This is a genomic window from Enterococcus sp. DIV2384 (assembly GCF_050534975.1).
Lineage (GTDB): Bacteria > Bacillota > Bacilli > Lactobacillales > Enterococcaceae > Enterococcus > Enterococcus faecalis.
Genome location: NZ_CP172905.1, coordinates 844,323 through 865,751, shown reverse-complemented (window position 1 = coordinate 865,751; position 21,429 = coordinate 844,323). Strand labels below are relative to the sequence as shown.

At 37.8% G+C, this 21,429-nt stretch carries 15 protein-coding genes; 4 read left to right on the top strand and 11 right to left on the bottom strand.

Going from position 1 to position 21,429, the window contains the following annotated elements; genetic code table 11:
• Positions 1 to 7 precede the first annotated feature (7 nt).
• Together pfkA and dnaE are read right to left on the bottom strand one after the other, a co-directional pair.
• Complete coding sequence (pfkA, locus tag IGK54_RS04280; RefSeq protein ID WP_002355947.1) at positions 8 to 970, bottom strand: 6-phosphofructokinase; 963 nt, start codon at positions 968 to 970, stop codon at positions 8 to 10.
• Positions 971 to 1,142: 172 nt separating this feature from the next.
• Positions 1,143 to 4,472, bottom strand: coding sequence for a DNA polymerase III subunit alpha (gene dnaE, locus IGK54_RS04275; RefSeq protein WP_142957710.1), 3,330 nt, complete (start codon positions 4,470 to 4,472; stop codon positions 1,143 to 1,145).
• Positions 4,473 to 4,589: 117 nt separating this feature from the next.
• On the opposite strand from dnaE, the gene IGK54_RS04270 reads away from it, so the two are divergent.
• Positions 4,590 to 4,775 (top strand): YjzD family protein, encoded by a 186-nt coding sequence (locus tag IGK54_RS04270; protein WP_109537799.1) that lies wholly within the window; start codon positions 4,590 to 4,592, stop codon positions 4,773 to 4,775.
• A 54-nt stretch (positions 4,776 to 4,829) separates the two neighbouring features.
• Here IGK54_RS04270 and IGK54_RS04265 read toward each other — a convergent pair whose 3' ends face one another.
• The 3 genes from IGK54_RS04265 to IGK54_RS04255 form a co-directional block, all read right to left on the bottom strand.
• Entirely contained in the window at positions 4,830 to 6,026 is a 1,197-nt protein-coding gene (locus tag IGK54_RS04265; protein ID WP_002381323.1) for a multidrug efflux MFS transporter, read from the bottom strand.
• Between the two features lie 208 nt (positions 6,027 to 6,234).
• Entirely contained in the window at positions 6,235 to 7,641 is a 1,407-nt protein-coding gene (locus IGK54_RS04260; RefSeq protein WP_002355943.1) for an NCS2 family permease, read from the bottom strand.
• A 151-nt stretch (positions 7,642 to 7,792) separates the two neighbouring features.
• Positions 7,793 to 8,368: a DUF1361 domain-containing protein gene (locus IGK54_RS04255; RefSeq protein ID WP_002386206.1), complete on the bottom strand. Its 576-nt coding sequence runs from the start codon at positions 8,366 to 8,368 to the stop codon at positions 7,793 to 7,795.
• A 205-nt stretch (positions 8,369 to 8,573) separates the two neighbouring features.
• On the opposite strand from IGK54_RS04255, the gene IGK54_RS04250 reads away from it, so the two are divergent.
• Positions 8,574 to 9,377: a Cof-type HAD-IIB family hydrolase gene (locus tag IGK54_RS04250; protein WP_104846075.1), complete on the top strand. Its 804-nt coding sequence runs from the start codon at positions 8,574 to 8,576 to the stop codon at positions 9,375 to 9,377.
• Positions 9,378 to 9,583: 206 nt separating this feature from the next.
• The gene (locus IGK54_RS04245; RefSeq protein ID WP_241408305.1) at positions 9,584 to 11,290 is read left to right on the top strand and encodes an IS1182 family transposase; all 1,707 of its coding nucleotides are present in this window, start codon (positions 9,584 to 9,586) and stop codon (positions 11,288 to 11,290) included.
• On the opposite strand, the gene IGK54_RS04240 is transcribed toward IGK54_RS04245, so the two are convergent.
• The 6 genes from IGK54_RS04240 to IGK54_RS04215 all read right to left on the bottom strand — a co-directional run bounded on the left by IGK54_RS04240 (position 11,269) and on the right by IGK54_RS04215 (position 19,005).
• Positions 11,269 to 12,354, bottom strand: coding sequence for a hypothetical protein (locus IGK54_RS04240; RefSeq protein ID WP_430603250.1), 1,086 nt, complete (start codon positions 12,352 to 12,354; stop codon positions 11,269 to 11,271). The two genes, IGK54_RS04245 and IGK54_RS04240, sit on opposite strands and share 22 nt — an antisense overlap.
• A gap of 142 nt (positions 12,355 to 12,496) precedes the next feature.
• Complete coding sequence (gene aspD, locus IGK54_RS04235; protein ID WP_002355939.1) at positions 12,497 to 14,107, bottom strand: aspartate 4-decarboxylase; 1,611 nt, start codon at positions 14,105 to 14,107, stop codon at positions 12,497 to 12,499.
• 159 nt (positions 14,108 to 14,266) lie between these two features.
• Positions 14,267 to 14,680: a nucleoside-diphosphate kinase gene (gene ndk, locus IGK54_RS04230; RefSeq protein WP_002383435.1), complete on the bottom strand. Its 414-nt coding sequence runs from the start codon at positions 14,678 to 14,680 to the stop codon at positions 14,267 to 14,269.
• 109 nt (positions 14,681 to 14,789) lie between these two features.
• A complete protein-coding gene (locus IGK54_RS04225; protein WP_142957277.1) occupies positions 14,790 to 15,443 on the bottom strand; it encodes a DUF4767 domain-containing protein in 654 nt (217 codons plus the stop codon).
• Between the two features lie 42 nt (positions 15,444 to 15,485).
• Positions 15,486 to 16,430: an aminoglycoside phosphotransferase family protein gene (locus tag IGK54_RS04220; protein WP_185938091.1), complete on the bottom strand. Its 945-nt coding sequence runs from the start codon at positions 16,428 to 16,430 to the stop codon at positions 15,486 to 15,488.
• Between the two features lie 76 nt (positions 16,431 to 16,506).
• On the bottom strand, positions 16,507 to 19,005 hold the full coding sequence (locus IGK54_RS04215; protein ID WP_430603248.1) for an amidase family protein: 2,499 nt from the start codon (positions 19,003 to 19,005) through the stop codon (positions 16,507 to 16,509).
• 161 nt (positions 19,006 to 19,166) lie between these two features.
• On the opposite strand from IGK54_RS04215, the gene IGK54_RS04210 reads away from it, so the two are divergent.
• Positions 19,167 to 21,404, top strand: coding sequence for an ATP-binding cassette domain-containing protein (locus tag IGK54_RS04210; RefSeq protein WP_141439557.1), 2,238 nt, complete (start codon positions 19,167 to 19,169; stop codon positions 21,402 to 21,404).
• Positions 21,405 to 21,429: the final 25 nt, after the last annotated feature.

Here is a 21,429-nt window from a genome sequence, read left to right as displayed (position 1 = left end):
TACAAGATTAAAAAGAAATTTCATGATTTAACTCATAAAGAGATAAATCTGGTTTGTGTTTATTGTTTTCTAACGTGTCAATAATATCAGCTGCAACTACTTGGTTATCTAACATACCGATACATAAACCGCCTTTGCCTTCTTTTAGAAGTTCAACAGCATATGACCCAAATTTACTTGCTAATACACGGTCACGAGCACTTGGGGAGCCCCCACGAACCACGTGTCCTAAAATTGATACACGCGTATGGAAATCACCGTATTCAGAAAGTTTATCAGCAAATTCATTTCCGCCCATTACGCCTTCTGCTAAAATGATTAAGCAATGTTTTTTCCCGCGGTCGCGGCCTTCTTGAATACGTTTGGCAACGTTTTTCATATCAAAATCATGTTCAGGAATAATGATTTCATCTGCTCCGCCTGCCACGCCTGACCACAATGCGATATCACCAGCGTTACGTCCCATTACTTCGATAACGAATGTACGAACATGAGAAGTCGCTGTATCACGAATTCGGTCAATTGATTCCAAAACAGTGTTAATCGCTGTATCAAAACCGATTGTGAAATCTGTTCCAGGAATATCATTATCAATTGTTCCAGGAATTCCAACAGCAGGGAAACCACGTTTTGTCAAAGCCATTGCGCCATGATAAGAACCGTCTCCACCAATAACAACTAAGCCTTCAATACCGAATTTTTTCAATTGTTCGATTCCTTTTAATTGCCCTTCTTCAGTAGCAAATTCAGGATAACGAGCAGAGTACAAGAATGTTCCACCACGTTGAATCTTATCGCCAACGTCAGCAACATCTAAACGACGGATGTCGCCTGCGACTAAACCGGCAAATCCATAGTTAATACCGTAAACTTCGATTCCATCAAAAATACTTTTGCGTACGACTGCACGAATTGCAGCGTTCATTCCAGGGGCATCTCCCCCGCTGGTTAAAATACCAATGCGTTTCATTCGCTATTTCACCTCATATAATATACTTTCAACTGCCAAAAGAAACCTTTTCGCAAAAATTGATATACAAAAATATTACGTCATTCATTTTACCATTAAAGAACCAAAATGTCTTGAGTTAAGAAGAAAAAAATGAAAAAAGTTGAAAACAACTAGTATTTTTTACCGTAAATCATTTGAAAATGACGTTTTTCTCGCCTAAAACGTAAGCTAATTGTTGCTGACTAGCGCTTGTATGAGCGACCCAATTTTCTTCATTTAATACTATTTTCTTTCCTGTTTTTTCAAAATAGACAATCACTGGAATGTGTCCAGCATGACGACTGAGTACCTCTTTCATTTTCTGAAAAACGTCCGTTTGTTCGACATCTTTTGTAATTCTGATAAAACACGTTTCGTCACTAATTGATGTTTCTACTTGTTGCGCTTTTTCTATTCGTTGAACCAATATTTGCAATTCTTGATTGTACGTACTGCGTTCCACTTTTCCTTCCACATAATAAACTTGCCCTTTCTCGACACTCTGTCTTAACTGGCGAAAAACAGTTGGGAACAACGTTAGTGAAATACTTCCTGTTGTATCATCCCCATCAACAAAGGCCATTTGTTCTCCCTTTTTGGTCCGAATCGTCCGAATGTTTTTGACATAAATCAATAATTTCGTGGGCTGATTTTCAACAAGTTCATGAACAAGTTGCGTTTGCTTGGCTAAGCGTGTTTTTTTGAACTCTTCTGTCGGATGTCCTGATAAATAGACCCCTAAATATTGTTCTTCTTGTTCTAGTCGCTCTTCTAGCGGATAATCGGCAATTTCTTCTTCCTTTGGCTTCAACGTTTCTAACAAATCCATACTACCACCGCTGAGAAGAATACTTTGGATATTACTCTCTAAACCTACCGCTAATTGACGGCGATTAGGCGCAATTTCGTCAAATGCACCGATGGCAATCAATGGTTCGATATTTTCAACTTTCAACCACTTACGGTCAATTCGCAAAAGAAACTCATCGAACGTTTTGTACGGTCCGTTTTCTCGGCGTTCATTTAAAATATTTTGAATGAAGTCTCGGCGGATTCCTTTTAAAGAACTAAAACCAAATAAAATTTGCTGTTGCTGATTTAGGTAAAAGCTGTAGTGACTTTGGTTAATTGACGGCTGCAAAATCGTCTGCTTGTTTTTTCTAGCTTCGCCAATATATTCTTTAATTTTTGTTGGATTATGACGAACAGAATGCAACAATGCGACATAAAAAGCACTCGGATAATGAACCTTCAAGTAAGCCATTTGAAAACCAATAAAGGAATAGGCAAATGCATGCGAGCGGTTAAAGCCATAATTAGCAAAGCGCTCAATATAATCGTACACTTGGTTAGCTGTTTCTTGGGGATAGCCTTGTTGTAACGCACCATTAACAAAATGATTTCGTTCTTCATCTAGCACATCTTTTTTCTTTTTACTAATGGCCCGACGTAAAATGTCAGCTTGTCCTAAAGAGAAGCCTGCCATTTTCGCAGCAACTTGCATAATCTGCTCTTGGTAAACAATAATTCCGTACGTATTTTCTAAAATGGGGGCGAGACTAGGCTCTGGATAACTAATTTGTTCCAAGCCTTTTTTCCGGCGGATGAAAACATCAATATTTTGCATCGGCCCAGGACGATACAAGGCATTGACAGCAGCAATATCTTCAATGCTAGTTGGTCCTAATTTTCTTAATACATTCCGAATTCCAGCAGATTCAAACTGGAAAACACCACTTGTTTCCCCTTTTCTAAATAAAGCCAGCGTTGTTTCGTCATTTAATGGAATCTGATTTAAACGAATGGTTTGATTATAGACGCGTTTAACAGCTGTGAGGGTATCATCAATGATGGATAAATTTCTTAAGCCCAAGAAATCCATTTTCAGAAGACCAATTTTTTCAACATCATTCATAGTAAATTGGGTCAATAAAATTTCATTCGATCCTGGTTGTAACGGAACCAAATTCAAAAGATTTTCATCACTAATTACCACACCTGCTGCGTGCGTAGAAACATGGCGAGGCAATCCTTCTAGCTGAACAGCTGTTTTATAGAGCAATTGATTATTTGGTGAAAAATTGACCAATTCTTGCATCCGTTTCGACTCTTGGTACGCTTCTTCTAACGTAATTTTCAGCTTGTTTGGGACAGCTGCCGACCAACGATTCGCTTCACTCTGGGACAACCCGAAAACACGTGCAACGTCCCGTAAAACCATTTTCGCAGCCATCGTACCAAACGTGGCAATTTGCGCCATGTGATAATGACCATATTTTTGACTGACATAAGCTAAAACTTCCTCCCGCCGATTATCAGGAATATCTAAATCAATATCGGGCATCGTGTAGCGTTCTGGATTCAAAAAACGTTCAAAAAGCAAATCATATTTGATTGGATCTACATCTGTAATTGATAGCACATAGGACACTAAAGAGCCTGCAGCTGAACCTCGGCCAGCGCCTGTAACAATTTGATTGTTATGACAGAAGTCCATCACATCCCAAACGATTAAAAAGTAATCATCAAAGCCCATATTGTGAATGATGGTTAACTCTTTTTCTAATCGTTTTTGGTAAACTTCATTTAGATGAGGCACTCTTTCTGGTAATTTTTCTAAACACAATGTACGTAAATAAGAACCTGCCGTTTGATTAGCTGGCACAGGAAAATGCGGTAATAATTTTTGATGTAAAGGAATGTCAACTCGGCAATTTCCAGCTAGCTGAATCGTATTCTGGACCACTTCTGCACCAGCTATTTGAAGCATTTGTTCCATCGTCGTCTCTGCTTCACGCAAGTAATTCAGACCTTCTATTTCCGGTGTTTGGCTTGTAATATTCAATTGATTATTTTCTTTGATGCTCTCAAGAACAGTTACGGCAAAGCCTTCTTCCCTTGTTAAATGACGTACCTCTTGCAAAGCCACGCCAGGTAATTGTTCTCTTTGGTAAAAAGAAAAGAGCGCTGGATTGCGTTGTTGATTCATTGAAAAAGAATGTTCAACAAATAACGACTGGGGATCAAAATATGAAGCAAGTTGTTGGAAAGCGTGAACCGCTTGTTGTTCATCTTCAAAAAATGTTTGGGCGACTTCTCCTTTAGCTGACAAAGTCACGGCAAATAAATCACTTAATAAGGATTGATGTTCCGCTAAGTAAAAGGGTCCCTCTGTCGTCATTTTACTGCTAGATAGTTGCATTAATTGCTGATACCCTTTTAAATTTTTAGCAAATAAAAGCAACTCGGAATGCCCTTCTTTTTCTGCTGGGGTATATTCTAATCTTAAACCGATAATTGGTTGAATTCCCGCTTCTTGGCATGCTTCATAAAATTCAACCGCCCCATGCAAGACATTGATATCGGTAATCGCTAATGTTTGATAACCTAACGCTTTCGCTTGTTTTACATAGGAACGAATCCTAACCGTACTAGATAAAAGCGAATAGGAAGTAACGGTATGTAATTGTGGAAATGACATTGGACAGCTCCTTTTTGAATCCTTGCTATTTTTTGCCTCTTCTCTTATTTTCCTATCGCGGATTCTTTACTTTTAAAGAAAATATGCTAAACTAAGAGCTAGAAAAGAGGTGCTCATATGCGTTATCTTGTTGTATTTTTCTGGACCTTCGCATTAGGCCAAGTCGTTGGATATATCGGCGGTGCATTATCTGGTGGTTCATACGACTTTAAAATGACAACGATTCTATCGTTGGTAACAGCCGTTATTATTTTATTAATTGCACACTTTGCAGTACCGAAAGAAACCAAACCTGTTAAATAAGAAAAAACCAGTTACTAAAGTTATTGTAACTGGTTTTTTTATCTTTTCAACTGTTTAGAGCTTTTTATTTAAAACTTTTCGGAAATTAAAGAAGGACAGCCCAATGTTTCCTAAAACGAAACAAGCGGTTACCAGAAAAACAGAAGAATAGCCAAAACCATGGGCAACTGTCGACCCTACCATCGGTCCTAAAACTTGACCGAAATTACTACACATCTGATTGTAACTATAAACTCTACTTACGCCCTCTGTTGGCGTTATTTTACTAATTAACGTATTAATTGATGGCATTAAAGCACCTGTTGAAAAACCTAAAAGGAATCGTAAAACACCTAACTGAAAAGGTGTTTGCACAAACGCCATGGGAATGTAACAAATAAAAGAAAGAATTAATCCGCCTAATAAAACTTTTTGGTTCCCAATGCGGTCCCCAATTTTTCCCAAAGTTGGAGAAGAAATAATTGCTGAAACGCCGGCAATCGAAACAATCAAACCACTAACAAATAATACATTCTCTGTATCGCCACTTAAAGATCGAATATATAGCGTTAAGATTGGGCTGATACTTGTAATTCCTAATTGTAAAATTAACGTAGTCACAAACAAACCAATCAATACTGAAACATGATCCATCTTACTAAAAATTTCTTTCGTCGTTAATAAATCCTTTTTCTCAACTGGTTGAAAATCTTCTTTAACTAAAAAGATAGTCAACAACGTTGTAATGAATAAAATAACGCCGGTAATAATAAAGACATTTTCCATTCCAAACCACTGTGCCAACGCACCGCCAATCGATGGCGCAATTAACGTCCCAGCAATTGCACCTGTTGATAATGTTCCTAGAGCCCAGCCATTTTTCTCTTTTGGCGCCTGCGACGCAATCATCGCTGTTGCGTTAGGAATATAGCCGGATAAAATCCCGTTCATAAAACGCATAATCAACAGCCAGTATACATTAGGGACAAATGCTAACGCCCCCATCGTGATCGTCATTCCTGCTGCAGCCCGAATCATCATAATTTTCCGACCTTTTCGATCAGCTAAATTTCCCCAAATCGGTGCAACAATCGCAGCAGCAAACGCCGTGACAGAAATTGCCAATCCAGAAAACAACTCTACTTGACTCTTAGGCGTCCCTAATTGTTCAACATATACTGGAATAAACGGCATAACTAAGCTAATACTCGCCCCTGTAAAAAAGCAACCAATCCATGCGACTAACAAATTCTGCTTCCATTTTATTTTCATACTTTTATCCACCTTATCACCTCTTCACCTACCACTATACTCTAAAAGAGTGAATCTCTCAAAAGAAAATTCTTTAAAAAAAAGTCTGACAGACCGGTCAAAACGACCAACCTGCCAGACTTCTTAACACTTGGGCTTAAGATAAACAGCTGAATAAATACAACACCTTCAAAGCTAACCGCTGTTATCTTAGCCTCACTTCTGTTTACTATAAAATAGCTAAGATTACAAAGTTTAAGATAAACAACGCATCAATGACCCAAATAATTGGTGAAACTTCTTTGGCTTTTCCTTTGACTACTTTCACCACTGCATAAAAGATGAACCCAGCAGCAATCCCATAAGAGATGCTATAACATAACCCCATGAAAATTGAAGCAAAAAATGCTGGAATCGCATCTTCTAAATCCGTCCAATTGATGTCTTTGAAAGAAGCTAACATCATAATTCCCACTAAAATTAACGCTGGAGCCGTAGCTTGTGCTGGCACAATAGCAATAAGTGGTGAAAAAAGACTACTTAGGGCAAATAGAATTGCTACCACTACCGATGTCAAACCTGTTCGACCACCCGCACCGATTCCTGCTGCACTTTCTACATAAGTTGTCGTATTCGATGTACCAAAAATCGCACCGATAGATGTTGCAATAGCATCTGCAAATAGAGCTTTGTCCATTTTAGTGCTGAAACCCTTACTATCTTCTAAAGCTAATTCATCTTCTTTAGAGAAAATCCCTGTTCGACGTCCCGTACCGATAAATGTTCCAATTGTATCAAACGTATCTGATAAACTGAAGGCAATAATGGTCATTAAAACTTGAGGAATTTTTGAAGAATCGCTAAACAATGACTGTAAGCCCTCAGCACCAAAAGCAGCGCCAAAAGTTGTACCTAATTCTTTAAATGAATTGCCCAACGAATTAGCATGCCAATCAACCGAAGCAGTGTCTACCACCCCCATTGGAATTGCGACTAACGTAGTAACCACAATGCCAATTAAAATAGCCCCACGAACATTCGTGACAACTAAAATCGTTGTTAAAACTAACCCAATTACCGCCAAAATAATGGCTGGATTATCAAAATTTCCTAAAGCGGGCACGATACTCGAACCATTCACAACACCATTTTGAGGTTCTGCTTGTACTGTGAAACTTAGTAAGCCAGCATTTTTCAACCCTACATAAGCGACAAAAATTCCAATCCCACCACCAATAGCATGTTGTAAACTCTCTGGAATTGCTTTAATAATCATTTTGCGAATTTTTGTCACTGTAATCAAAATATTAATCAAACCACAAATAAAAACCATTGCTAATGCTTGTTGCCAAGTATATCCCATCCCAAAAACGACCGTAAACGTGAAGAAAGCATTGAGTCCCATTCCCGGTGCTTGAGCGTAAGGTACATTAGCAAACAGCCCCATAATTAATGTGCCGATGATTGAAGCAATAATGGTCGCTAAAAAAACAGCCTGAAAAGGCATCCCTGTTTCTGAAAGAATGGACGGATTAACAAATAAAATATAACTCATTGCAAAAAAGGTCGTAACCCCCGCCATTATTTCAGTTGATACCGTTGTCTTGTTTTCCTTTAATTTGAAAAACGTATTCATAATTGCACTTCTCTCCCTTAAAATCCATGTTTTCGAATAATTACTCTTTGATTATAAGAGAATCGCTATCTTTTTACAACAAAATATTAACTATTATATATATATTTCTATATAACGTTCGTGTTTTGTAGATATAAAAAAAGAAAAAGCTTTACATTGCTTCTTCTTTTCCTAATAATTGGATTAGCCCAAACAACAGCATCTGTAGAAACATCATTAATAAAATAAACATTAATTTTTGAAGGGACCAGTCAAAAAAGATAATTTTCACTGTTTCAATTGGACTCATAAAAAGATAGACACTGTGTAATCGATCAAAACGTCCAACATAAATCGCCAAAGCAGACAAGAAATGAAGGCTGGCTTGAAAGACTACAATTGTTCTATAGTCACAATAACTTTGCAATTTCTGACTAACAGTTGTTACTGTTTTCATCCCTAAAAGTCCATATATAACAATCCCGCTAGTTAAGCAAACAAACGCCCACCAATCACCAATTTGGTTTGCAAAAATCGTATTAAAGCCTCGATAAATAGATAGCGTTTCTAAATGAAAAAAATCCGTAAATAGGTACGGCGCATTAGGATAAAAAATTAACCAAGCAAAACCTATCAACCAATCCCTTTTACGTTTTTCTGCGTTTAAAAGATAACTAAGTTCAATTGGAATATAGGCTAACAACACGTTCAACGCCATAAAATGAAAATGCGTAGCAAATAACCACATATAGATACAATAGATTAAGGTGATCACTCGTAAATAATTTCTAGAATTTTTCAAGATGCTCTGCGCTCCTTTTTCAAACGGTTTATTTTAGTGTAGCATACTTCTTAAGCTTTTTTTTAAACCTTATAAATGAACATGCTTCTCCCCTTGATAATCTTCGGTTTTATGCTAGACTGAGTAAAAGGCATTTAGGAGGAATTTTTACTTGAAAAAATTAATTGCTATTGATTTAGACGGCACAACATTAAATGCACAGTCTTTAATCAGTCCAAAAACCGAACAAACACTAAAAAAAGCGATTGACAACGGTCATTACGTCAGTATTGCCACTGGACGTCCCTATAGAATGAGTCATCAATTTTACCAACAACTTGGCCTAACGACCCCTATGGTTAACTTTAACGGTGCTTTAGTCCACATTCCAGAGAAAAAATGGGACTTGGAAAGCGAAGCCAATATTGAGCGTGACCTAGTCTTTGACATTTTGGCACAGAAAAAAGAATTACAATTAGATTTTGTTGCTGCTGAAAACAAAGAAACATTTTATATCGATACGTTAGATAGGTTCGATCCGAAATTTTTTGCTTCCAAAGCAACCTTAGATAATTTACTTACTGCTAAAAATTTACGAACAAATCCTACCTCAATGATGGTTCGGACCACACCAAACCAAGCTGAAAAAGTTGCTGATACATTGACAAAACAATATGGTGATTATATTGATGTCCGCACTTGGGGCGGTCCAATGCCTATTTTAGAAATGGTCGCAAAAGGAATTCAAAAAGCCCATGGCGTTGATCAAGTGGCGAACTTTTTATCTGTCAAACCAGCTGATATCATTGCTTTTGGCGATGAACATAATGACGAAGAAATGTTAAGTTATGCTGGTTGGGGTGTTGCTATGAACAATGCCACGGATAAAATTAAATCCGTAGCCAACGATGTCACTGAAAAAACAAATGATCAAGATGGTTTAGCAGATTACTTAGAAAATTATTTAGATCTATAAAAGGCTAAAATAAAAGTATTTCTTTAAAAAGAACTCACTTTGATTTAGCTGATAATCTTAAGATTACGGAAGAGAATGAGAATGGGACAATAATCAGAAAAAAATCTGATTATTGCCCCATTTTTTTAATTTCAAAGTACACAAAAAGCACTCATTCCTGTAAGATTAAAGTGACGAAACCCAATCAGAAAGGAAGCGAGTGCTTTATGTTTAAAAATTATACCATCAATCAAACAACTTTACCATTAGATATGGAACAATATATTCCTGAAACAGATGTCGCTTTTGCGGTTAATGCTTTAGTCGAAGCCATGCCACAAACACTCTTTCTTAAATTAGAAGAACAACTAGGCCGACCGGCCTACCACCCCAAAATGATGTTAAAAATTATTTTATATGCTTATACGCAACGTGTTTTTTCAGGTCGTAAAATTGAATTTCTATTAGATGACAGTTATCGTATGCGTTGGCTAGCTAACCACGAACAAGTCAGTTACCGGACCATCAATCGCTTCCGAAGTCAGGAAACAACTGCTCACCTTTTAGCAGAAGCCTTTGTCTTATTCCGCCGTCAATTAATCACCAATCAGGTAATTGACAATGAAGCGCTATTTATTGATGGTACAAAAATCGAAGCGGATGCCAATAAATTCAGTTTTGTCTGGCGCAAAGCAACAAATCGGTATGAAGCTGCTTTGGATAAACAATCAAACGAATTCTATCAAACCCTTTATAAAGAAGAAATCTTGCCTTCTTTAAAAGAAGAAAACCAAAGTGATAGATTGACAAGCACCCAATTGGAAGAAATCGCGCAGCACTTGGAAACAGAGTTGGTGGCGACAGAAGAACAACTACAAAAGGAAAAGAAGAAAGAAAAACAAAGCCAATTAAAGAAAAAAAGAAGAACCTACAAAAAGTATCTACGCAAAATCCAAGCGGATTATTTACCAAGAAAACAAAGATATGAAACCTATAACCGCCTTTTTCAAGAGCGAAATAGTTTTTCTAAAACAGATACAGATGCCACATTTATGCGGATGAAAGACGATTATATGCGCAATGGTCAACTAAAGCCAGGCTACAATTTACAAATCGCAACAGAAAATCAATATGTCCTAGCGTATGATCTGTTCCCGAATCCAACAGATACAAAAACTTTAAATCCATTTTTAGACAGCTTTTTGGAACAACACAACGAATTACCCGAGTATATTGTAGCGGATGCCGGCTATGGAAGTGAAGAAAATTATACGTATATCAACGATGTCTTGCATAAAACGCCATTAATCACCTATGCTAGTTATCATAAAGAAAATAAAAAGACCTATAGAAACAGTCCTTTTATGGTTGATAACTGGCGCTATTTGGAAAAAGAAGATACATATATTTGTCCTGCCCATCGGGCAGTTCCCTTCAAGCGATATAGTCGAAGAAAAGATAAAGGCGGATTTGTCCGTGACTTCAAAATTTATGAATGTGAAAATTGTCGAGATTGTCCTGTTCGTAGTCAATGTACGAAGGCAAAAAGTGAGCAAAACCGACAAATTTTAGTGAATAATACATGGCGCTATTTCAAAGCCGAATGTAAAAAGAAGCTTTTAGAGGAAAAAACAGGTTCGATTTATCGGAAACGGAAAATCGATGTCGAACCAGTGTTCGGCCACCTAAAGGCTCATTTGGCGTTCCAACGTTTCCACTTACGAGGGAAACAAGGAGCCAAGATTGACATTGGCTTGGCGCTCATGGCATTAAATTTAAGAAAATTAGGGAAATATATGGAGAAAAAACAACGTAAAAATGAAAAACCAAGTCCGATTTTGAAAGTAATCATCAAAATCGGACTTGGTTTCTTTTGGAGAAAGGACTATTGTCCCACTCTCTTCCGTTTTTTTTATTCCTTCAATAAATTTTGAAACGTGCTGATTTTTTCAGCCAATCTTTGATAAGTCGTAAAAGACGGATGCTGTAGCTCTTGTTCTTCGTTAACGGATAAAGTTTGTTGTGTCGTAATGGCCTTTGTTAGTGCATCTACAAAATGAATAAAAGAATTGTTGGTTTGTTTATTATATCCTGGTGAATAATATTTCGATTGACGATAAAAAGGCCGCAGGGCTGTTTCTGTGATTTTTTCCTGTTCATCTGAAAAGTATTCATCATAGCTGACATGTTTTATTTTCTGCTCTTCTGTTATCACTTGAAGTCGAGCGATTAGGCCATTGCCTAAATCTTCTGCGTAACCGATATACGTTTCTTTCGCTGGCTCTTTTAGCCGAGTGTCCATCTCTGCTGCTAAAGGCATTAAACCTTCACGCGCAGAAGTTGATGAACCGCGTACCGTATAAAAATTACCTGTGACACGATTTTCGTCACGCATTTGTTTTTCTACATAAGTAATACCATTAACAACGGTGACTAACGTATCGTCTGTACGCGTGTTGCTTGCTTGAAATTCAGGATAATCCGACAGGCGTTTGTTGACACCCGAATAGCGTGTATCATAGTAAGGGTCACTAGCAAACTCTGTAAACTCAACATTCAGAATCCGTTGCGTTTCAGGTTCTGTAATAATCTCTACAATGCCGTAATTTCCGCCAGTAAATACACCTTCATTTTTATAATAGTTACCCGTCATTAATCCCAAAGGCGGTTGATTGGACCAAAACATTTTTTCCTTTTTTTCTTCTGGTGTATATTTTGCTGGTGGGGTTGTCCCAAATGTCGTTTGTGTGGCCCCTGTAACCACTTCGTACGTGTATTCATGAGAATCAAAAGTCAATTGATTAGCAATCAGTTCGTCATTTTTAGTCGGCGCTTGTTTTTCCACCGCAGAAGTCGTTTGATTGGTGACGGTAACTTGCTTCACTTGCTTTGTCTCTTGCGGACCACTTGTTGTTTGTTTCGTTGGCTCTTGATCTGGCGCACAACCAACCAAAATAAATAATCCGATAAAAACCAACATTCCTTTAATATGTTTCATTCACTTCTCTCCTTTTTATAAACGCTTAATTTCCTCTTATCTCCAGTGTAGCAAACATTTATAAACCAAAACTGACGGAAAAATGAATAAATAATAAACAAAAACGCTAAGTCTCCTGCAGCTTAAGAGACTTAGCGTTTTTTTATTTAATTGCTTGGCGCTTTTGGCGCAACCACTCTTCTTTAATGTGTTCAGATAGGCGAATCATTCGTTTACCAACTTCACTATATTGGTTAGTAGCTAAATTGGCTAAAGAAATTCGAACTGACCATTTGTCACTCCCGAAAGCATCCGCTTTTAAAAGCATTAATTTTTCTTTTTCTGCTAAAGAGGTTAATACTTTTGTGATCGTCCAAGATTTCGTTAAATAACTTGAAAATTCTGGGCCATAACGTTTTTCTGTCCAATCTCTAAAGTTAATTTCACAATAATATGCTGTATTTAAACTTGCTAAAGGCTCTTCAATACCTAAAGTGCGGAACAAGAGCTTTTCACGCGTATGACAAATATCCATCACTTCGTCTTTATATGCTTGACCGTCTTTTAACAAAGCATACAAACTAAATAAAGCCATCATCGCTTGCTGAATAGAAGAAAGTCCCGCTGCATGGTTCAACGCAATATCGCGGCTGTCTGCGACTAAGCGGCTGATAAAGTTAATTTGACTTGTGTCTGCATTCAATGTAGCATAACGTGCCTGTAATTCCATTTTTCGAGCCACTGGCAATTCTTTTAATAATTGATCAAAGATGTTCTCTTGGCTAACCGCAATAGTCCCCACACGCCAACCAGTAGCGCCAAAGTATTTAGAATAAGAATAGATACAAGCTGTATTGTAAGGTAACTCCGTAAATAGTGAACGGAAAGCTGGCACAAAAGTTCCGTAAACGTCATCTGTTAAAATCATTAACTTAGGGTTATCCACTGCAACGATTTGTTTGATTTGTTCAATGGTAGGTTTTCCCATAGCATTAGCAGTTGGATTGCTGGGATTTACGACAAAAACCGCTTTGATGGACGGGTCTTTTAGTTTATCAATTTCCTTGTTTGAGTATTGATACGTCGTTTTTCCATCAATAATCATTTGCTCTGCTTTGATTTTAACCACGTCAAAATCATAACGTGGTAGTTCTGGAATTTCTAGATAAGGAGCAAACGTTGGTAATAACAACGCAATACGATCACCTTTTTCTAGTAAATAATTATTTGCCAACGTATCAAACAAGTAACAAATCCCTGCTGTACCACCTTCAACGGCAAAAATATCAAACGGTTGTGCTTCGCTGGAAAATAATTCTTGATTTAAATATGCTTTAATCGGTTGTTCACACGCCTTCAAGCAACGAACAGGATTCGGATAATTATCCCCAATCACATAGTCTAACATGGCATCTAACCACATTTCCTTATCCATCCCAAAATAGTTATGCTCTGCTGTCCAAATTTCTTGTAAGAAAGTTGCCCCTTTGCTAGGATTTTCTGCTAAAAAGTTTAAGAAGCGTTGCGTTCTACCAAAGCTTGGCTGAATCATACCAGCCGTTTGTTCGCTCCCCTCTCTTAAGGTTTCTTTTGTAGCAAATTGACCTAATAAAAAAAAGGCTTCCCTTGGTGTTGGCGCCGTCCAATTAGGATTGCCTCGCCCTGCATTTAACAATGTTTCTAAATTATGATTTTCTTCATGTAATTTCTTCTCTAAAAATAGACTTAATTCAAACGGACTAAGGTTTTCTGTCAATTCATCACTTGTTATCATTTTATCCTCCTGAAGCACACGCAGTCATTTAGTATTTAGTATGTAGTCTATACTACTCTTCTACCTCCAGATGTCAACCATTTAAGCGGAATATTCTGACAATTAACAAAAAAGAAACAATCCTTTATAAAAAATAAAGGATTGCTTCTTTTTCGCTGATTAACCAAAGAACCGTTGCATCTCAATTTTTGCTGATTGAACAGAATCAGAAGCATGGATTAAATTTTTGGTGACAGACAACCCATAATCCGCTCGTAAGGTGCCACTTTCAGCATCTAACGGATTCGTTGCTCCAACTAATTTACGCACTTTTTTAACCACATTGTCCCCTACAACGACCATCACAACCACTGGGCCACTTGTCATATAGGCTAATAATTCAGGAAAAAATAGTTCATCTTTTAAATGCTCATAGTGTTCCTTCACTGTTTCTACTGTTAGTCGTTCGAATTTAAGGTGCAATAAGTCAATACCTTTATCTTCAAAACGTTGAATGATTTTGCCAACTAACTTCCGTTCAACGCCATCTGGCTTAATAATTACTAAACTTGTTTCCTTCATTTTTTCTTCCATCCCTTTCAAAACTTCCTTTTGCCCTTTCCCAAGGGGTAGCTACAGAATAAAATGAAAGCGGATACTTTGTCAATGATAAATTTTCTTTTCCTTTTGATTAAATAAAAAATTAAAGATTATTCACAAGGTTTGTGAATTGTTCTTTCAGTTCTGTATTACTTGTTTCTTTTAAAAACAAATAAGGTTGCTCTTCTACTGGCTGTTCTTTACTCACATAAACTTTGGCTTCACCATTCACTAAAGTAAATAAATAGACATGCTTCTGGGCAACTTGTGTCGCACTGTCAGAGTATACTGCCACCAGACAATAACCCCCTTCGCTGCCTGTTTCTGACCAATTTAACCAAATGGGATTGTTCCCAATAGCTGGTTGTATTTTAGGTTCATAGCTCAATAAATCATCAGGCACTTGAATCGTGTAAAAAGCTACAGAGTGACCTGGTTGGTACGCTTGATAGTTCTGATTGCGTTCTTGACCCCAGGTTTCCATGTATTGTCCTAACTGTTTTGCTTTTTGCTGATTCCAAATCGTCCCTTCTTCTGTAACTAATTCAGTTAATTCTTGTGTTTGCGTTGTTTGCTCTAATTCCAACGCCGTAGTTTGACTAACTTCGGTTGCTGAAATTGCTCTTGTTTCTTCAGTATTTACATTGTTTGTTTGTACGGTTTGTACTTTCTGTGATTCCTCGTTCGATTTTTGCCAACCACAGCTAGATAAAACGCTTCCAACAACCGCTATCATAATAATCCCGTTTAGTTTCATTCCTTAAACTCCTGTTTTTATTTTTATTCTATCGAAATAAACCTAAAATCTCAATCCCTTTCTTTGGATAGTTGAAAACCATTTGGGAACTAGTAATTCTCCACAATTATAGTCCTCTAGTAATTGTTGGTATTGCTGTTCCATAGTCCTGATTTCTTTTTCACCAAAGCTAAGTGCCCAAACTAAAGAATAGAGTCCTGCGTGAAAAGTATAAAGCTTTTGAAACTGCCAAAATAAGGTAGGAACTTTCCCAGCAAAATAACCTTGTAATTGACCATAAGCAAACAATGGCGAAACATTTCTTGAAAAAAATTGTAACTTGTAAAATTCTTCATAAGGATCCCCAAAATCCCATCGATTAAAATCAATCACACCGACCTGCTTAGTTGGCAAGTAAATAAAATTTCCCACATGGAAATCTCCATGCTGATAAACCACAGGCCGTTGTTGCAATAACGGTAATTGTTTTTCTAAATATGAAATTATTGGCTGCTGGTACGGCATACAAAATTGAGATTCCTTATACTTATTTAGTTGGCTCTGCTTTTTTTCGTATAAATTTCGCGCAATCTCTCTTTGACTAATCCTTTCAGGCAACAAAAGCTTATGGATTTTGTTTAAATAGCGGCCCGCCTCTACGCCTAAGTTCAGTTGTCTTTTGGGAGAAAGAGCGGGTAAAACATCGCTTAAGTCTTCACCTTCTAGATACGTTAATAACATGTATCCTTGTTCACTTTCAGGAATAGGTGCACATAAAAAAGGTTTAGAACTGGGAAATCCTAACGCCGCTACTTTTTTGATAAATTGATATTCTTGTTGTTTGGCTAATAACTCTTCTTGTTGAAAAATTCGCAATAAAAAGGTTTCTTGATTTTTAGTAACTTTAAACTTTAAATCAGTTGACCAACCACGGTGAATAGCTTCAACTTTTTGCCATTGCTGAAACGCTGGAATCTTCTCAAACGCCCTCATTACTTTCGCCTCCATTTCCCTATTGGTTTTAGTATACCAAAGAAAAAAGGCTGGAGACAATTGGGGATAAATTGTCTCTAGCCTTCACTGGTTATTGTTTTCTAGTTTTCCTTATATAAATCGTTCCACTCGTTACTAAGAAAGCTCCTCCTAAAACAATCCAGAAAGTACTAGGTACTTCTGCACCTGCTTTTGGTAATACTTTTTTGGGAAGCTGTTCTTGTTTCCCAATCATATTTTTATCAGAAAAAGCATGTGTACTTCCTGTTGATTTGGTTCCCTGATTTGCTGATGAATTCAGCGAATTAGCTAAGGATGACTCACTAGTAGTTTTTCCAGCTTTGTCTGGGTTTTGGTTTTTTCCTTCGATTGGTTCTTCACTTGTTTTTGTTTCTTTGTCTTTTTCTGGTTTGCCACTTGCATCTGAGTCTTTGTCTTTTTCTGGTTTGCCACTTGCATCTGAGTCTTTGTCTTTTTCTGGTTTGCCACTTGCATCTGGTTCTTTGTCTTTGTCTGCTTCGCCACTTGCATCTGGCTCTTTGTCTTTTTCTGGTTCGCCACTTGCATCTGGCTCTTTGTCTTTTTCTGGTTTGCCACTTGCCTCTGAGTCTTTGTCTTTGTCTGGTTCGCCGCTTGCATTTGGCTCTTTGTCTTTGTCTGGCTCGCCGCTTGCATCTGGCTCTTTGTCTTTGTCTGCTTCGCCACTTGCATCTGGCTCTTTGTCTTTGTCTGCTTCGCCACTTGCATCTGGCTCTTTGTCTTTTTCTGGTTCGCCACTTATATCTGGTCCTTTATCTTTATCTGGTTCGCCACTTGTATCTGGTTCTTTGCCTTTGTCTGGTTCTTCTACATGTGGTTGATTTATCTTGTGGTTATTTTCAAATAAAGCACCTAATTGTAGCAACGTTCGGTCTTCATTTAATGCACTATTAAATTGAATCCCCAAAGGCAGTCCTTCTTTTGAAACGTAAGTTGGTACACTTAATGCTGGATGTCCAAATAAATTTGCTTGTTGTGTAAACGGTGTATATGTGAACGCCGTCAGCCATTGGTCATAAATCAATTGTTTTTGTTCTGCTGGTGACAATTGATCAATTTTTTCCATCTGTGCTGCATGTTCTGGTTTTAGTAACGGATTATCAATACTAGGTGCCGTGGCAGCTGTCGTTGGTGTTAATAAGATAGGATACTGTTGATAAAATTCGTCCATCGCTTGTGCTTGTAAAGCAATATCTGTCCAAGCCGCAGTTGTCTCTTCACTCGTTATATTTTTTCCTGTTTGAAAAAGCGCCCATGTTAACAGTTCTACATCATTTCGTTCAAGCGGTCTTTTCAATTTCTGCCGCGCCATAAAATCGGCAATTCCTGCTGAGCCAGCAGCTACAGTATAATAATTTTTCATTAAACGTTCCCCATCAACAGGGTGCTTCACTTCAACCAATGTGTACCCTTGGTCTTTTAAAAAAGCAACAGCTTCAGCGACCGCCTCTTTTGCTTCGGCACTTACAGGCGTTCCGGCAGGGGATTCTGTTGTATAAGCAATGGGTTGCGCTTGACTTAAATGTCCCGCAGGAAGATCTTTTTTGGTTAATAAGGTTTCAAATAATGCATTTGTATCCGCCACGGTTCGACTTAAACCAAAGTGAACAGTTTGACCTTTTGCACTATTAGAATTGCCAATGATTACTCCTCTAGAAGGTTTCAAGCCTACGGTGCCTGTCCAAGAAGCAGGGATGCGGATAGAGCCACCAGCATCACTTCCAGAAGCAATGGGAACAAATGCCGCGGCGACACTAGCACCCGCTCCGCCTGAAGAACCACCTGAATAATGGTTAGGATTCCATGGATTGACGGAAACACCATATAACTTCGAATCTGAAATATTCTTCCAACCTAATTCTGGATAATTCGTTTGACCAATGATTATGAATCCGGCATTTTGTAGTGCTTTGACAAAGGTCGATGTCCCACCAGCTACTTGATCTTGGAGAAAACCAAAACCGTTCGTGTTGCTTTCACCTTTCAAGGATTGTCCTAACCCTTTTAGTAAGAGCGGCACACCTAGAAATGGTTGACCTGTATCTTGTAAAGCTTTTGCTTCTGTCAAAGCCGCTTCTTCTCGTAAAGTAATGACCGCATTTAATGTAGGATTTTCACGTTTAGTGATGGCCAACGCAATTTTTACTAATTCTTCGCTTGTCACCTTTTTTTCTCTTACTAAAGTTGCTAACTCCAGTGCAGTTGCTTGTTTATAATCTGCTTCTGAAAAAACACTCTCTGCAGAAACAGCTTTTCCATCTGTATCACTATTTTGTATCTCATTTGTGGTTTCAGTGGTTACTGCAACCACATTTCGGCTACTGCTTTCGGCGATTGCCGCAGAGGATTCTTTTTCCTGCATCACCGTTTGGCTAGTAGTTTCAGATTCCAAGTTAGCTACCGTCTGACTGGTTTCTGTTGTTACTGATTCCGTCTCTGTTTGAACGGTTGTTTCTAGTATACTTTCTTGTGCCAACATCGGTACCCCTACCAGTGTTTGGCTAATTAATAAAATAATCCCTAACATTTTGAACAAAATCGACTTCTTCATAAGTCACATCCTTTATCTATTAATACAGTTAAAAAATCTGTATTACTTATAGCATAAATGAAAGCGATTAAAAAGTAAAGTTCTCTTGAAAATTCCCATGTTCAACTTTTAGGCTAGGTTCTTTTTATATGCTAAAATAGAATAGAAACGGAGGTTTTTTAATGGAATGGATTGAAATTAAGCACGCAACACAAAATAATTTGAAGAATATCTCTGTCAATATCCCTAAAAAGCAACTAACTGTTGTTACTGGACTTTCGGGTTCAGGAAAGTCCTCCTTAGTATTTGACACATTAGCCGCTGAATCACGTCGTGAACTAAATGATACATTTAGTTCGTTTGTTCAAAATTACTTACCCAAATATGGTCGTCCAGAAGTTGAAAAAATCGAGAATCTTCCTGTTGCAATTGTCATTGACCAGAAAAAAGTAGCAGGTAATTCTCGTTCGACAGTGGGAACGTACACAGATATTTATACGTTTTTACGTTTGCTGTTTTCACGAGCAGGTTCTCCATTTGTTGGTTATTCAGATACTTTTTCGTTTAATCATCCAGATGGAAAATGTCCAACATGCGACGGCTTAGGAAAGATTACCGAAATCAATCTTCATCAGCTAGTTGATTATGACAAATCATTAAACGAAGGGCCTATCGATTTCCCCACATTTACAGTTGGCAACTGGCGGTGGAAGCGTTATGCCCATAGTGGTCTATTTGATTTGGATAAAAAAATCAAGGACTATTCTCCTGAAGAGTTAGCATTATTTTTATATGCTCCACAACAAAAACTAGCTAATCCACCCAAAGAGTGGCCTCATACAGCTTTGTATGAAGGAATCGTCCCGCGCATGCAACGTAGCATATTGCATACAGACGAAGGCAAACGTCATCAAAAATACCTTAATCACTTTGTTACCGTAAAAAGATGTCCTGATTGTTTAGGAAGTAGAGTCAATGAACGTGTTCGTAGCTGCAAAATTAATCAGAAAAGTATTGCTGATGCTGTTGACATGCCACTCACTGAATTACATTCTTTTATTCGTTCAATGGACCTATCCTTAATAAAAACTATTCAAGAAGAGCTACTTGTACGTCTAGAAGCATTAATTAATATCGGTCTCTCCTACCTCACATTAGGACGAGCAACTGAAACACTTTCTGGTGGTGAAGCACAGCGGATTAAAATTGCTAAGTATGTAAACAGCGCCTTAAATGATATTATGTATATTTTAGATGAACCAAGTGCTGGCTTACATCCAAAGGACATCGAACGGATCAGTCGTGCATTGCTCAATTTAAAAAATAAAGGAAACACCGTGGTTCTCGTGGAACATAATCCACAATTAATTAGAGAAGCTGATTTTATCATCGATATAGGACCTTTCGCAGGCGAAAATGGTGGCCATGTCCAGTTTTCAGGAACGTATGACGCATTTTTAGCCTCCAAAACCTTGACTAGTCAAGCGCTTCAAGAGCCGCTCCTTTTAAACGTCCAACCAAGAAAAGCAAGGAAGTCTTTAACAATCGAACATGCGACACTGCATAATTTAAACAATCTATCTGTCGAAGTTCCGTTAGGAGTTTTGACTGTTATTTGTGGGGTCGCTGGTTCAGGTAAATCATCATTAGCGGAAGAAATTTATCAAAAAGCCCAGGCTGATAACCAAGAAATTATTCATCTTTCACAAAAAAGCATTACCGCAAATTTACGATCCACACCTATGACCTATCTTAATATTTTTGATAAGGTCCGCAAACTGTTTGCGGAAGAAAATCATGTTAGTCCAGCTTTATTTAGCTATAATTCCAAAGGCGCCTGTCCTACTTGCAAGGGGAAAGGCATAATTGTCTCCGATATGTCTTTTATGGAGGATGTTACTAGTATTTGCGAAACCTGTCACGGAACGCGTTACAAAGAAGAGGTGCTTCATTATCTGTATAACGGAAAAAATATCGTTGAAGTACTAGCTTTAAGCGTTAAAGATGGCTATGATTTTTTCAAAGACCAGCCTTTTGCTCTTTCATTAAAAAATTTACTGGAAGTTGGCTTAGGCTACCTTAAACTCAATCAATCGCTCTCAACATTATCTGGTGGCGAATTGCAAAGGGTAAAATTAGCAGACACACTTCACCAAAAAAAAGCTATCTATTTAATGGATGAACCTACAGATGGCTTACACTTAATTGATATCCAACAAAGTCTTCAACTTTTCAATCGAATGGTAGAAGAAGGAAACAGCTTGATTTTATTAGAACATCACATTGATGTGATTAAAAGTGCCGACTGGTTGATTGAACTAGGTCCCGAAGGTGGAGAAAATGGCGGACAGCTTCTTTTTACAGGAACCCCAGCAAATATGTTAAATTCCACTCACTCTATTACTAAAGGCTATCTGTAAAATAAAAAGTACAAACGGTGCAAGC